This is a genomic window from Cellulophaga omnivescoria (assembly GCF_001999725.1).
Lineage (GTDB): Bacteria > Bacteroidota > Bacteroidia > Flavobacteriales > Flavobacteriaceae > Cellulophaga > Cellulophaga omnivescoria.
Genome location: NZ_MDDP01000001.1, coordinates 136,724 through 149,741, shown reverse-complemented (window position 1 = coordinate 149,741; position 13,018 = coordinate 136,724). Strand labels below are relative to the sequence as shown.

12 protein-coding genes are annotated in these 13,018 nt (G+C 31.7%); 5 read left to right on the top strand and 7 right to left on the bottom strand.

Features of this window, described 5'->3' with window-relative positions:
- Nucleotides 1-3 precede the first annotated feature (3 nt).
- Nucleotides 4-612 carry a PAQR family membrane homeostasis protein TrhA gene (trhA, locus tag BFJ87_RS00730; RefSeq protein ID WP_077398653.1) on the top strand — a complete coding sequence of 203 codons (609 nt, stop codon included), beginning with the start codon at nt 4-6 and terminating at the stop codon, nt 610-612.
- A gap of 6 nt (nt 613-618) precedes the next feature.
- Here the strand turns inward: trhA and BFJ87_RS00725 are convergent, their stop codons facing one another.
- Nucleotides 619-1,047, bottom strand: a complete 429-nt coding sequence (locus tag BFJ87_RS00725; RefSeq protein WP_077398651.1) for a DUF4268 domain-containing protein — start codon at nt 1,045-1,047, stop codon at nt 619-621.
- A gap of 1 nt (nt 1,048) precedes the next feature.
- Nucleotides 1,049-1,726, bottom strand: coding sequence for a ZIP family metal transporter (locus tag BFJ87_RS00720; RefSeq protein ID WP_077398649.1), 678 nt, complete (start codon nt 1,724-1,726; stop codon nt 1,049-1,051).
- 86 nt (nt 1,727-1,812) lie between these two features.
- Here BFJ87_RS00720 and BFJ87_RS00715 point away from each other — a divergent pair, with 86 nt between their 5' ends.
- A complete protein-coding gene (locus tag BFJ87_RS00715; protein ID WP_245799567.1) occupies nt 1,813-2,976 on the top strand; it encodes a THUMP domain-containing class I SAM-dependent RNA methyltransferase in 1,164 nt (387 codons plus the stop codon).
- 101 nt (nt 2,977-3,077) lie between these two features.
- Here the strand turns inward: BFJ87_RS00715 and BFJ87_RS00710 are convergent, their stop codons facing one another.
- From BFJ87_RS00710 to rlmD, 3 genes are read right to left on the bottom strand one after another with little or no spacing between them, the layout of a single operon-like run.
- Entirely contained in the window at nt 3,078-3,863 is a 786-nt protein-coding gene (locus BFJ87_RS00710; RefSeq protein ID WP_077398646.1) for a DUF6048 family protein, read from the bottom strand.
- Entirely contained in the window at nt 3,844-4,356 is a 513-nt protein-coding gene (locus tag BFJ87_RS00705; RefSeq protein ID WP_077398644.1) for a DUF6452 family protein, read from the bottom strand. The genes BFJ87_RS00710 and BFJ87_RS00705 overlap by 20 nt, the downstream gene beginning before the upstream one ends.
- A gap of 39 nt (nt 4,357-4,395) precedes the next feature.
- Nucleotides 4,396-5,808, bottom strand: a complete 1,413-nt coding sequence (gene rlmD, locus BFJ87_RS00700) for a 23S rRNA (uracil(1939)-C(5))-methyltransferase RlmD (protein ID WP_077398642.1) — start codon at nt 5,806-5,808, stop codon at nt 4,396-4,398.
- 256 nt (nt 5,809-6,064) lie between these two features.
- Between rlmD and rocD the strand changes: the two genes are divergently transcribed.
- Nucleotides 6,065-7,345: an ornithine--oxo-acid transaminase gene (rocD, locus tag BFJ87_RS00695; RefSeq protein ID WP_077398640.1), complete on the top strand. Its 1,281-nt coding sequence runs from the start codon at nt 6,065-6,067 to the stop codon at nt 7,343-7,345.
- A gap of 28 nt (nt 7,346-7,373) precedes the next feature.
- On the opposite strand, the gene BFJ87_RS00690 is transcribed toward rocD, so the two are convergent.
- Together BFJ87_RS00690 and BFJ87_RS00685 are read right to left on the bottom strand one after the other, a co-directional pair.
- Nucleotides 7,374-8,426 carry a S66 peptidase family protein gene (locus BFJ87_RS00690; protein ID WP_077398638.1) on the bottom strand — a complete coding sequence of 351 codons (1,053 nt, stop codon included), beginning with the start codon at nt 8,424-8,426 and terminating at the stop codon, nt 7,374-7,376.
- A 39-nt stretch (nt 8,427-8,465) separates the two neighbouring features.
- Complete coding sequence (locus BFJ87_RS00685; protein WP_077398636.1) at nt 8,466-9,773, bottom strand: carboxypeptidase-like regulatory domain-containing protein; 1,308 nt, start codon at nt 9,771-9,773, stop codon at nt 8,466-8,468.
- Nucleotides 9,774-9,996: 223 nt separating this feature from the next.
- On the opposite strand from BFJ87_RS00685, the gene bshC reads away from it, so the two are divergent.
- On the top strand, nt 9,997-11,598 hold the full coding sequence (bshC, locus tag BFJ87_RS00680) for a bacillithiol biosynthesis cysteine-adding enzyme BshC (RefSeq protein ID WP_077398634.1): 1,602 nt from the start codon (nt 9,997-9,999) through the stop codon (nt 11,596-11,598).
- Between the two features lie 5 nt (nt 11,599-11,603).
- Nucleotides 11,604-12,974, top strand: coding sequence for a pyridoxal phosphate-dependent decarboxylase family protein (locus tag BFJ87_RS00675; RefSeq protein ID WP_077398632.1), 1,371 nt, complete (start codon nt 11,604-11,606; stop codon nt 12,972-12,974).
- The last annotated feature ends 44 nt before the right edge of the window (nt 12,975-13,018 follow it).

Sequence of the window (13,018 nt, the reverse complement as noted above, 5' to 3'; positions counted from 1 at the left end):
GCTATGAATGAGGAAAGATTAAATACAGCATCGCACGCTATTGGATCTGTTTTAGGAGTAGTCGGATTTTTTGTATTAGTCTATTTTAATACCAATAAAACATCTTTTGCACTATTTAGTTTGGTTGTTTATGCAGCTTCAATAATAATGTTATACACGGCATCTACCTTATATCATGCAGCTACAACAAAAGTTTTAAAAGAAAAATATAGGATATTAGACCACAGTAGTATCTATGTTCTAATAGCAGGTACTTATACACCAGTGGCACTAATAACGTTAGAAAATGGTAATGGTTGGCTTATTTTTTGGGTGGTTTGGGGTATAGCCATTGTGGGTATTATTCTAAAACTGTTTTTTACAGGTAGATTTGAGGCTTTGTCATTATTACTTTACTTAGTAATGGGTTGGCTTATTGTTTTAGATTATTCTAGTTTAGTTGCAAACGTAAGTCCCACGGCATTAAACCTATTGTTTTTAGGTGGTGCATTTTATACTGTAGGCATTGTATTTTACGCAATACGCAAAATACCTTACAACCATTTTATTTGGCACTTGTTTGTTTTGGCGGGTAGTGTAGCACACTTTTTCTTTATACTAATGTTAATATAAATAGCATTAAGATTTAATTATATCACTATAATCTTCAAAAAAGGCTTCAAACTTTTGCATATTTTCATTTAAAAAAACCATAGTTTCTTGCCAAGTGTTTTTATTGTGTATGCTAACATTTTCTTTAATCACATAAATTCTAGAAATTTCTTTTTTGTTATCTAAAATGTAAGCGTCAGTAAAAATAGCATCTGGCAAAAAATCTGTAGTAATAATAGATTTTAGGGAAGATAATTTTTCCCAAGTATCTATTTGCTTTTCTAAGTCATTATGCTCTAAATCTAAAGTTACCATTGCAGTTTTTTTATCAAAATAAAACTTAAAAGATAAATTTTTAATTCCTGTATTGTAAAGTATCCACTTTCTTGGAAACGATTTTCCAAAAGAAATCCAGAACTCTTCACGCAATTTTTTAGATTCTTCTTTACTAAACATATTATATAAAGTAAGCTATAATTATACCTAAAGTAATAACTAGTAATTTTCTTAAGTTAAATTTATGCCCTTCAGAACTTTCAAACAAAATAACTGTAGAAATATGTAGCAAAACTCCAATTACCAATGCTGTAATTTGTATATGGTACGTTTTTAAAAAAGTTAAATTGGAACTTAATAAACTACCTAATGGTGTCATAAAAGCAAATAGCGTAATAAATAATACTGCTTGTGTTAGTTTAATTTTAGAGTTAAGTAAAAAAATACTTAAAATTATAGCAATAGGAATTTTATGAACCAATATACCATAAACAAAATTGTGGTTGTGTTGGTGAGCAAGTGGCATACCTTCTAATAAAGAGTGTACAGACAAGCTTATAAAAAGCATTACAGGTAAATTAACACTATCTGCGCTAATATGCACGTGGCCGTGTTCTGCTCCTTTAGAGAAAAATTCTAAAAATATTTGTAGCAAAATACCCAACATTATAAACACGCCAACTTGTTTTGGGTCTCCGTGTTCATAAACTTCCGGAAAAAGTTCAAAAAAAGTAATGGCCAATAAAAAAGCACCACTAAAAGCTAATAGTAGTTTAAATATTTCTTTATTTTTTGGTTTGGTAACGTAAACAAAAATAAAACTAAGTAATACCCCAAGAATAGGTAATATATAAATCATAAATAAAATTGGTGTTACACAATTTTGCAGACAAAATGCAATAAGGGGCAAAATTAATGTATTTTTGCGTATTCTTTAAGATACCTATGGATAATTATAAAATGATAGCCAAAACCTTATTTGGTTTTGAAGAGATTTTAGCAAAAGAATTGCGCAATTTAGGCGCGGTAAATGTAAAAGAAGGCGTGCGTTGTGTCTTTTTTGAAGGAGATAAAGGTTTTATGTACAAAGCAAATTTATGCCTGCGTACAGCTATTAAAATTATAAAACCTGTAACTTCTTTTAAGGTGTATAATGAGCAAGATTTATACAGGAAAATGTATGCTATAGATTGGGGAGAATTTTTAACTACAGATACTACTTTTGCTATAGATACTACTATTAAGTCTGATATGTTTACGCACTCTTTATATGTGTCGCAAAAAGTAAAAGATGCTATTGTAGATAAATTTAGGGATACTGAAGGTGAAAGACCTAATGTAGATGTTAAATTCCCAGATGTGCGTTTTAATATACACATACAAAATGATACTTGTAATGTTGCGTTAGATTCCTCTGGTAGATCTTTACACCAACGTGGTTACAGAACAGCAACCAATATTGCACCAATAAATGAGGTATTAGCAGCTGGTTGTTTGTTATTAAGTGGTTGGGATGGTCAGTGCGATTTTATTGACCCTATGTGTGGTAGTGGTACATTTTTAACCGAGGCAGCTATGATTGCGTGTAATATACCAGCTAACATAAATAGAAAAGAGTTTGCTTTTGAGAAATGGGCAGATTTTGATGAAGATTTATTTGACAAAATTGTAGACAGTAGTTTAAATAAAACCAGGGATTTTAAATTTAAAATAAAAGGTTTTGATAAAGCACCTTCTGCTGTACGTAAAGCTCAAGATAACGTAGAAAATGCTAATTTAGATGATTATATAACTGTTGAGCGTAAAAACTTTTTTGATACAGAAAAAGAGGTAGATGGTCATTTACATATGGTGTTTAACCCGCCATACGGTGAACGATTAAATATTGAAATGGAAGAATTTTATGCTAGTATAGGAGATACATTAAAGCAAAAATACCCAGGAACAGATGCTTGGTTTATAACATCTAACTTAGAGGCATTAAAACACGTAGGTTTACGTCCGTCTAGGAAAATAAAAGTATTTAACAGTCATTTAGAGTCTAGGCTTGTGAAATATGTAATGTATGAAGGGAGTAAAAAAGCTAAGTTTAATAAAGATAGAGAGTAAACTACTAAAAAATATTAGTAGTAAAAAGGGGCAATAAACAGTGTTTATTGCCCCTTTTTCTATTTAAAAGCTCACTTTAATTAGTGTTTTATTGTGTATTATTATCTTTTGGGTCTTGAGCCTTCTTCAGGTTTAGGCTTTTCCTGCTCCTCTATAGGTTCTTTTTTCTTCTTTTTAGCTCTTTTGTATAAAGGTACTAAATAACTTAAGCTGTAATTATAACCTGTTCCAAAATTACTGCCTTCGGTAGTTTTATTAAAGCCAGGAATCCAAATATTAGCAAAGCCATCATCAGCTTTATTACTAATTAAGTAACCCAAACGTACGCTGGCACCTAAATATAAGTTTTTAAATATTTCTACTTTTGTGCCTAAAACAAACTCTAGCCAAGATGCATTTAAACCATCAAACTCAGATAAATTTTCTGTGCCAGGTAAAAAATCATCTTGCCAATACCTATTACTATCATAAATTTGGTAACTGTTTATTTTGTGTTTAAATGTGCTATAAGCATATCTACCTCCAATATAAATAGAGTTGTTCATACCATACCAATTGTCATATACATTTAAATCTACACCTAATTTTAAGTAGCTTCCTGTAGTTGTAAAATTAAAAGTATCTTCATCTCTAGTATTTTCTTCGTTGCCAAGTTCTGCTGCAACGTATAGGTTTTGTGATAGTCTATAATCTCCTGTAATTTCTAAACCTTTGTAATCTTCTCTGTAGAAATTTTGGGCAAGCCTATTTATGTCAACACCCAAACGTATACCGTATGGTTGCTCATAAACAAGCGTATCCTTTTTGTTTAAGTCAATGGTTTTACTCTGCGCAAAGCCATTAAAAACAAAACTAAAAATACAAATACTAGTGATAAATTTTAACATGTGTTACGGCTATGTTTTCTACTGTGGTTTCTACTACTTCTACGTTTTTAATCCAATTTTCTGCATCTTCATTAAGTGTGCTAGCTAATTCATTGTAATGAATAACATAACCGCAGGCTCTAGAAATATAAACTTCATTGGTTGCATAATTAAATGTTACGGTATCTGTATTACCAGTTTCGTCTCCATCTTCATTATCAGCAGAGTTAGAGATTAAATTATAGGTTGTAGAGGTTTCATTTGCACGCAAAGGAATACTAATGGTTGTTAAATCGGTCCTGTCTATATTGTCTTCATTATCAAAAGGAGAATCTTGTGCCTCACCAACAACTCTAAGTTTAGTTACTGCTTTTTCAGTTTCTTCTTCAGCTTCAAAATCATAAAAATTTACAATTAACAAAGCGGTATCACCATCTACGCAAATATCATCTTTTTCACAAGAGGTAAAGCCAGTAAACAATAAAATTGCGGCTAATATTCCTATTTTTTTCATCAATATATAGTTTGATTTCTTTTTAATTTGGAACAATTATTATGCCCTCTTTTTCAAAAGTACAACATTTTCTACGTGATGCGTTTGCGGAAACATATCTACAGCTTGCAGTCTTGTAATCTCATACATATCATTCATTAACTCCAAATCTCTTGCTTGCGTAGCACTGTTGCAACTTACGTAAACCACTTTGTTGGGAGCAATAGCTAAAATTTGCTCAACTACATCTTTGTGCATACCTTCTCTTGGTGGATCTGTAATAATTACATCTGGTGTACCGTTTTGAGCAATAAACTCAGTATTAAAAATCTTTTTCATATCACCTGCATAAAAAACAGTATTATCTATTTTATTGTGCTTAGCATTGGCTTTAGCATCTTCAATAGCTTCTGGTACAGCTTCTATACCAACAACTTTTTTAGCTTTTTTAGATACAAACTGAGCAATAGTTCCTGTACCTGTATATAAATCATATACAAGTTCATCTCCGCTAAGCTCTGCAAAGTCTCTAGTAATTTTATACAACTCATATGCTTGTTCTGAGTTAGTTTGATAAAAAGACTTTGGGTTTATTTTAAATTGAAGACCTTCCATTTCTTCAAAAATATGATCTCTACCAGCAAAACAAACAATGTCTTGATCGTAAATGGTATCATTTTGTTTTTGATTAATTACATACAATAAAGCAGTAATTTCTGGGAACGTAGTAGCTAAGTGGTTTAAAAGTGCTTCTCTATTTTCTTTATGATCATCAAAAAACTGAATAAGTACCATAATTTCTCCCGTAGAAGAAGTACGTATCATTAAGGTACGTAATTCACCAGTGTGGTGTCTAGGGTTAAAAAATGTCATATTATTTTTGGTAGCAAATTCCTTAGTTTCTAACCTAATTGCGTTAGATGGGTCTGCTTGTAAATGACATTTTTTAATGTCTAAAATTTTATCCCACATTCCAGGAATATGAAACCCTAAAGCATTACGATCTTCAATTTCCTTATCTGATTTTACTTCATCTAATGTTAACCATCTGCTATCAGAAAAAGAAAACTCCATTTTATTGCGATAAAAATATTGTTTTTCTGACCCTAAAATAGGAGTAATGGCAGGTAATTGTAAGTGTCCAATTCTGGTTAAATTATTTTCTACCTCTTTTTGCTTGTAAAACAATTGATGCTCATAGCCCATATGTTGCCACTTGCAACCACCACAAACGCCAAAATGTTCGCACTGTGGTTCTGTTCTTTTATCAGATAAGGTATGGTAATTTATGGCAGTACCTTCAAAATAAGCCTTTCTTTTTTTTGTGGTTTGTACATCTACAACATCACCAGGCACGGCGTTGTTTAAAAAAATTACACGTCCGTCAGGAGCTTTTCCTATAGTTTTTCCTTTTGCACCAGCATCTACTACTTCTACATTCTCAAAAACTACTCTTTTTGTTTTTCTTCGCATAGCGCAAAAATAGTAGAATTATTTGTTATCTAAATACTTGCTTATTATTAATTATGAATAAAATTGAGGCTAAATTTAGTTTGATAATTTTAATGTTATTTTGATAAATTATAAATTATAGAGGAATTAATTATTAATGTCTTAAATTTTTTATGCTCCAATAGCAATTTGTAATTTGCAAAATATTAAAAAATAAGGTTGATTTCTCTCCTTTAAGCAGGAATCGTTTAAGTTTTATATTTAAAAGAATTAGATTATGTCAATTATTCAAGGATCGGCATCTGCAGACGCAATTGCATTAGAAGAAAAGCACGGAGCACACAATTACCACCCACTACCAGTTGTATTAAACAAAGGAGAAGGTGTATATGTGTGGGATGTAGAAGGTAAAAAGTATTATGATTTTTTATCTGCTTATTCTGCAGTAAATCAAGGCCATTGTCACCCAAAAATTGTAGGTGCAATGGTAAACCAAGCACAAACATTAACACTTACCTCTAGAGCATTTTATAATGATATGCTAGGTAAGTTTGAAAAGTTTGCTACAGAAACTTTTAACTACGATAAGTTATTACCTATGAATACAGGTGCAGAGGCTGTGGAAACTGCGCTAAAATTATGTAGAAAATGGGCATATGAAGTAAAAGGTATTCCTGAAAATGAAGCAGAAATTATTGTTTGTGAAAACAACTTTCACGGACGTACAACCACTATAATTTCATTTTCTAACGACCCTGTTGCTCGTAAAAACTTTGGACCATACACTAGTGGTTTTATTAAAATTGAATATGATAATTTAGTTGCTCTTGAGGCTGCTCTAGAAAACAACAAAAACGTTGCAGGCTTTTTGGTAGAACCAATACAGGGCGAAGCTGGAGTTTATGTACCAAGTGAAGGGTATTTAGCAGCTGCTAAAGCTTTGTGTAATAAGCATAATGTTTTATTTATAGCAGACGAAGTACAAACGGGTATTGCACGTACAGGACGTTTATTAGCTACATGTGGTAACTGTACTTGTGCAGATAAAAATTGCTCTGGAACACCAGAGGTTAAAGCAGATATTTTAATATTGGGGAAAGCATTGTCTGGTGGTTCTTATCCTGTTTCTGGCGTTTTAGCTAATGATGATATTATGAATGTTATAGCGCCTGGTAACCACGGTAGTACATTTGGTGGTAACCCTGTAGCAGCTGCAATTGGTATTGCTGCTTTAGAGGTTGTTAGAGATGAAAAACTGGCAGAAAACGCTCAGGTTTTAGGAGAGCTTTTTAGAGAAGAGTTAGGGAAGTTTATAGAGACTAGCGATTTAGTTACTTTGGTAAGAGGTAAAGGGTTGTTAAATGCTATTATAATTAACGATACAGAAGATAGCTCTACAGCTTGGGATATTTGTATGGCATTAAAAGAAAATGGTTTACTAGCTAAGCCAACACACGGTAACATTATTAGGTTTGCACCACCATTGGTAATGACTAAAGAACAATTGCTAGAGTGTGTTGCTATTATTAAAAAGACTTTAACCGAGTTTAAAAAGTAATAATTATTTTGTATTAATAAAACAAGAATTAAAGCACGGCTTTTTCTAGGATGGTTAACGTCATAGAGGCCGTGTTTAATTTTGCTTTAATTCCAATAGGGAACGTAAAATTTTCAGGTATATGTCCAAAAGACATTCCGTATACTGTAGGTATATTTAAGCCTTGTAGCCTCTCTGTTATTACTTCTTTTAATGTAAATGTTTTTGTTTTGTTTGTTGTTTCACAGCCAGCAAAAACGCCTAGTGCCAATCCTGCAGCATTTTTAAAAGTTTTGCCTTCTATAAGCTGTGTTAACATACGATCTATGCGGTAAGGAGATTCTTCCACATCTTCAATACACACAATTTTATTAGTAAAATCTATTTCATGTGGTGTACCAATTAAAGCATTAATTAATGTTAAGCTACCACCAACCAAAACACCTTTAGCATTGCCTGGTGTAATAACATATCTATTGTATTCTGTATTTTCTTTTTGTTCTTCAGTTAAGTCAGAATTATGAATTACAACACTTTCTTTAGGGTTAATAACCAGTTGTTTTAGCATAGAAATTCCGTATTCATTGTCTAGTGTAGTGCCAACAGGTCCGTGAAAGCTAACCAAGCCAGTTTCTGTATAAAAACCGTTTAATAGGGTTGTAATATCGCTAAAACCAATAAAAACCTTAGGGTTATTTTTAATTATTTCATAATCTATCAATTGCATAATGCGTGTGCATCCATAACCGCCACGAGCGCATAATATACCATCTACATTTGGGTTTGCAAACATATGATTAAGGTCTGCGGCTCTTTCGGCATCTGTGTTACTAAAATATCCGTAATTACCAATAATACGTTCTGTGTGGTATGGTATAAACCCTATTTTACGTAGTGTTACTTTAATTTGTTCTAATGCTTCTAAAGAAACGGCATACCCAGGAGCAACCAAACCAATAGTATCTCCTTGTTTTAATTGCCTACCTTTTAGCAATGTATGTTTTTTAGTACTGCAACTTATAGTATTACTAAGGGTAATTGGTAAAAAACTAGCTGCTGTTGTGCTTAATGTATTTTTTATAAATTTTCTTCTTTTAAGCATAGTAATACAAAGTAATAGAACATCTAAAATATGACGACATTAAGGATTAACGGCAGAGCCATTACCTTTTGTTCTTTTTAACTGGCGTTTAATTTTTTTAATTGCAGACTCAATAGATTTTTCTGGTTCAATAATATTGTACTCGCCCCAAAAGTTTGGGTCTGAAAAGCCTACGGCTTCATCTCCTAAAATAATAGACATTTTTACTTTATCTTTTCCTTTAGGTAAAACTTGGTTTTCATTTTTTTCCCAATCTGTAATAGCCATTTCACAACTCATACTATAAACCGAGTTAAATAAGCGACTGTCCCAATCAATTTTAAATTCTAATATAGCACTACTGTAACTATAATACCATTTGTTGTTTTTTTCTCTGTAATCTACACGGTAAGCTACATCTGTAGGCCAAACATTAGCTTTGTTTGGTTTTTTACGCACAAAAAGCTTAGCTGCTTTTTGTTTATCTATAATATTTAAAGAGTAAATGGCACTAGTAAGTATTTTTTTGTCTGCATCTATATATAGTTTACCCTTGTAGAGTGGCTGTTCAGTTTTATTGTTTTGTTTAAAACTAATAACATAAATTAATTTATTGTTGATGCGCGTAGAGTGGTCAAAACTAAATTCATAAAAAGGTAAAACATCTAAACCAAAAATGTATTGTGGATATTTCATAACATCTACATACAAAGCATTAAATGGGCCGCCTTGTAGTTTTAGAGCAAGAGTATCCATTTTAGAGTAGTTGGTGCTTTTTCTTGTTTTATAAAGTTCAACCACATCTTTACGTGAGTTAGAGTATGGAGCTTTGTAAATGTTAACTACAGCTTCGGATAGTGATATGTTTTTTCTTCTTTTTTTTATGCTTTCTCTATAAAAAGCGGTCATTAATGTTGGGTCTTCAAAATAATTGTCACCTCTTTTTTTAAGCGTTTCTAAAACTAATGCTTTTGGGTCCTTTGGAGCAGAAATATTTATTTCACTTAGAGCGGTAACAGTTATATCTAAATATATTTTATTGTTCCCAGATTTTTTTAATGATTCTAGTGCTACTTTTTTTGTTTTATATCCTAAAAAAGACACAACCAAATCTCCTGTAGATACCTCATTAGGCACTTTTAAAGAAAACTTACCTTCTGCATTACTAATGCTGCTAATATTAGATCCGGCAATAGATAATGTAGCAAAAACAAGAGGTTTTTTAGAATCACTATCTAATATTTCTCCTTTAAATTGATGAAATTCTTGTGCACTGGCAGTTGTTGTTCCAAAAAATAATAAAATGAAACTGAAAAGAAAAGAGTGTAATACCGACAATTGTTGAGGTTTAGTTTGTGAGAGTATCATAGCAAATTTATTTAAGTGTGTTAGTTATATACAAGCCGAGCCTTTTAAAGATACGTTTTTTTAACATATATTAAGGTTTTTTTAGCAATGATTTATAATAATCTAAGTCTTAATTTAGAGGTAAACTTACAAATGAATGCTTAGTTTTATAGTTTTTTTACACAGTTTTTATTTAGAATAGATTGGTAAAGAATTTTATCTTTGCCTTTATATAATCGTATTTATGAAAGTCAGCAATATTCCGTACCACAAAACAGGTTACTTCTCTAGTTTAATGTGCGATTATTTAGAAGAGAAGAAAGAATTACAATCTTTTTACAACAGATTTCCCAACTTAAATAATTTTAAATTACAGATAGTAGAAAAGACTAAAAATTTTCCTGTAGAAAACAGGTTAGTATTAGCTAATGCTTTGGTAAACCAATATGCAAGCATTACAGCATCAGAAAAAACTAAAACAAATATATCTTTATTAAAAGAACCCAATACATTTACCGTAGTAACTGGTCACCAGCTTAATTTGTTTACTGGTCCCTTGTATTTTTTATATAAAATAATATCTACTATTAATTTAACAGAGGAGTTAAAAAGGACCTATCCAGAGCAAAATTTTATTCCTATTTATTGGATGGCTACGGAGGATCATGATTTTGATGAAATTAATTATTTTAATTTTAAAGGGAAAAAAATACAGTGGAATAAAAATGCATCTGGCGGAGTAGGTAGGTTAAATACAGAAGGTCTGGGCCAAGTGTTTAATGCTTTTTCTAGCACTATTGGTGGAGGTAAAACAGCAGAGGAATTAAAAACTTTATTTACACAGGCTTATTTAGAGCATTCAAATTTAACAGCAGCAACACGGTATTTAGCAAATGAACTTTTTACTAACTACGGTTTAGTTATTGTAGATGGAGATGACAAAGAGTTAAAGAAATTACAAATTCCGTATGTAAAAGAAGATCTATTAAACCATACAGGATTTTCTAAGGTAGAAGAAACAAATGTAAAACTTAGTGCTGTTTCTGATGGCTATAAAATACAGGTAAACCCAAGAGAAATTAATTATTTTTATTTGGTTGATGGTGTAAGAGAACGAATTATTAAAAAAGATGATTTATACCTTATTAATAATACAGAAATAACATTTACTGAAGAAGCTATTTTAAAAGAGCTTAATGAGTTTCCGGAGCGTTTTTCTCCAAATGTTGTTGGCAGGCCACTTTACCAAGAAATTATATTACCAAACCTTTGTTACATAGGTGGTGGCGGTGAATTGGCATATTGGTTAGAACTTAAATCATATTTTGAGAGTCAAAATGTAACTTTTCCAATGTTATTACTACGCAATTCTGCGTTGCTAATAACCGAAAAACAATCGGAAAAATTAAAGAAACTAAACGTAAGTATTGAAGACTTGTTTTTAAAACAAAATAGTTTAGTAAATAAAAAAATAAGAGAAATATCTAACATAGATATAGATTTTACGCCTCAAAAAAAACACTTAGAAGAGCAATTTAAAAATCTGTATACATTAGCAGAACAAACAGATAAAACTTTTTTAGGAGCAGTAAAAGCACAAGAGGTAAAACAAAAAAAAGGACTACAAGCATTAGAAGATAGGTTGTTGCAAGCACAAAAGCGCAAGTTAAAAGACCACGTTATACGCTTAACAGAAATACAAAACCAACTTTTTCCTAACAAGTCTTTGCAAGAAAGAAATCAAAATTTTTCTGAACCATACTTAGAGTTTGGTCCAAGTTTAATTCCTAATTTAATTGCAAGTTTAAAGCCTTTAGACGGCAATTTTTTAATACTAGAATTATAATTTAAATGCATAAAATAGATTTAGGTTTAGTAGAAATGACAATGGATGTTATGAAATATGCCATTGATAGAATATCTGCTACTGAAAGAGAAATAGGAAAACCAATTAAAGCCGAAGAATTGAAGAATTTAGTTGGAGAAACTATAACCAATAAAGGAATTGGAGGAGAAAATGCATTTAATTTATGGAAGAAACATTTGGCTAATGCAAATGTGCAAATAGACCATCCAAGGCATTTAGCATTTGTACCAGCTTCACCAACTAGAGCTGCCATTATGTTTGATTTAGTTACCTCTGCATCTAGCATACACGGAGCTTATTGGATGGAAGGTGCAGGTGGTATTTTTTGTGAAAACGAAGCAATGAAATGGATTGTTTCTTTAACAGGATTACCTAAAGGTGCTTTTGGTGTTTTTACTAGCGGTGGTACTGCAGCTAACTTATCTGCATTGGTTACAGCAAGAGAACACTTTAGAGAAAAAGAAGAAAACAGAGGGAAAAAAGGCTTAATTATAGCATCAATTGGTGCGCATTCTTCTGTAAAGGCAATGGCCAAAGTTATAGATGTAGATATTCTTTTAGTAGATTCAGAAGAGAGTTTGCATCAATCAGAATTAGAAGAAACAATTGCTAGTTTATCTTTAGAACAGCGTAACAGACTATTTGCAGTAGTTGCAACTGGTGGCACAACAAATGCGGGTATTATAGATGATTTAAACGGTATTGCTGCGGTATGTAAGCAACAAAATTTATGGTTTCATGTAGATGCAGCATACGGCGGAGGTGCTTTAGTTGCAGATTCTGTTAGGCACTTGTTCAATGGTATAGAGCAAGCAGATAGTATTACTATAGATCCTCATAAATGGATGTTTTCTCCGTATGATTGTGGAGCGGTACTTTATAAGGATATGCAATTGGCAAAAAACGCACACTCCCAACAGGGATCTTACTTAGATATTTTTAAGGATGAAGGTGCACATGGGTTTAATCCAACAGACTACCAAATACAGTTAACACGTAGAGTAAGAGGACTTCCTTTGTGGTTTTCATTAGCAATGCACGGAACAGATAGGTATAAAGAAGCTGTAGAACGCGGATTGGAACTTGCGCAAATTGCGGGTAAAATGATAGAAGAACATCCAAATTTAGAGTTGGTAAGAGAGCCAAGCTTGTCTTGTGTGTTGTATAGGAGAAAAGGTTGGAAACCAGAAGATTATACACATTGGACTTATGAGAATCATAAAAAAGGATTTGCTTTGGTAACACCAACCAAATACAAATTAGGTAATACTTATGAAACTGTTTCTAGGTTTTGTTTTATTAATCCGGATACTACAGAAAAAGATATTGAGCAAATATTGAAAACAATGGAGTAAAATTTCAATACTTTCGTTTAGCTTTTTTATAATTAAATATTACT

What these genes read in the sequence shown, in the direction of transcription:
- BFJ87_RS00710 (WP_077398646.1), bottom strand. Translation starts at nt 3,863, where the DNA reads ATGTTAAAATTTATCACTAGTATTTGTATTTTTAGTTTTGTTTTTAAT.
- BFJ87_RS00720 (WP_077398649.1), bottom strand. Translation starts at nt 1,726, where the DNA reads ATGATTTATATATTACCTATTCTTGGGGTATTACTTAGTTTTATTTTT.
- BFJ87_RS00690 (WP_077398638.1), bottom strand. Translation starts at nt 8,426, where the DNA reads ATGCTTAAAAGAAGAAAATTTATAAAAAATACATTAAGCACAACAGCA.
- trhA (WP_077398653.1), top strand. Translation starts at nt 4, where the DNA reads ATGAATGAGGAAAGATTAAATACAGCATCGCACGCTATTGGATCTGTT.
- bshC (WP_077398634.1), top strand. Translation starts at nt 9,997, where the DNA reads ATGAAAGTCAGCAATATTCCGTACCACAAAACAGGTTACTTCTCTAGT.
- BFJ87_RS00705 (WP_077398644.1), bottom strand. Translation starts at nt 4,356, where the DNA reads ATGAAAAAAATAGGAATATTAGCCGCAATTTTATTGTTTACTGGCTTT.
- rlmD (WP_077398642.1), bottom strand. Translation starts at nt 5,808, where the DNA reads ATGCGAAGAAAAACAAAAAGAGTAGTTTTTGAGAATGTAGAAGTAGTA.
- BFJ87_RS00715 (WP_245799567.1), top strand. Translation starts at nt 1,813, where the DNA reads ATGGATAATTATAAAATGATAGCCAAAACCTTATTTGGTTTTGAAGAG.
- BFJ87_RS00725 (WP_077398651.1), bottom strand. Translation starts at nt 1,047, where the DNA reads ATGTTTAGTAAAGAAGAATCTAAAAAATTGCGTGAAGAGTTCTGGATT.
- BFJ87_RS00685 (WP_077398636.1), bottom strand. Translation starts at nt 9,773, where the DNA reads ATGATACTCTCACAAACTAAACCTCAACAATTGTCGGTATTACACTCT.
- rocD (WP_077398640.1), top strand. Translation starts at nt 6,065, where the DNA reads ATGTCAATTATTCAAGGATCGGCATCTGCAGACGCAATTGCATTAGAA.
- BFJ87_RS00675 (WP_077398632.1), top strand. Translation starts at nt 11,604, where the DNA reads ATGCATAAAATAGATTTAGGTTTAGTAGAAATGACAATGGATGTTATG.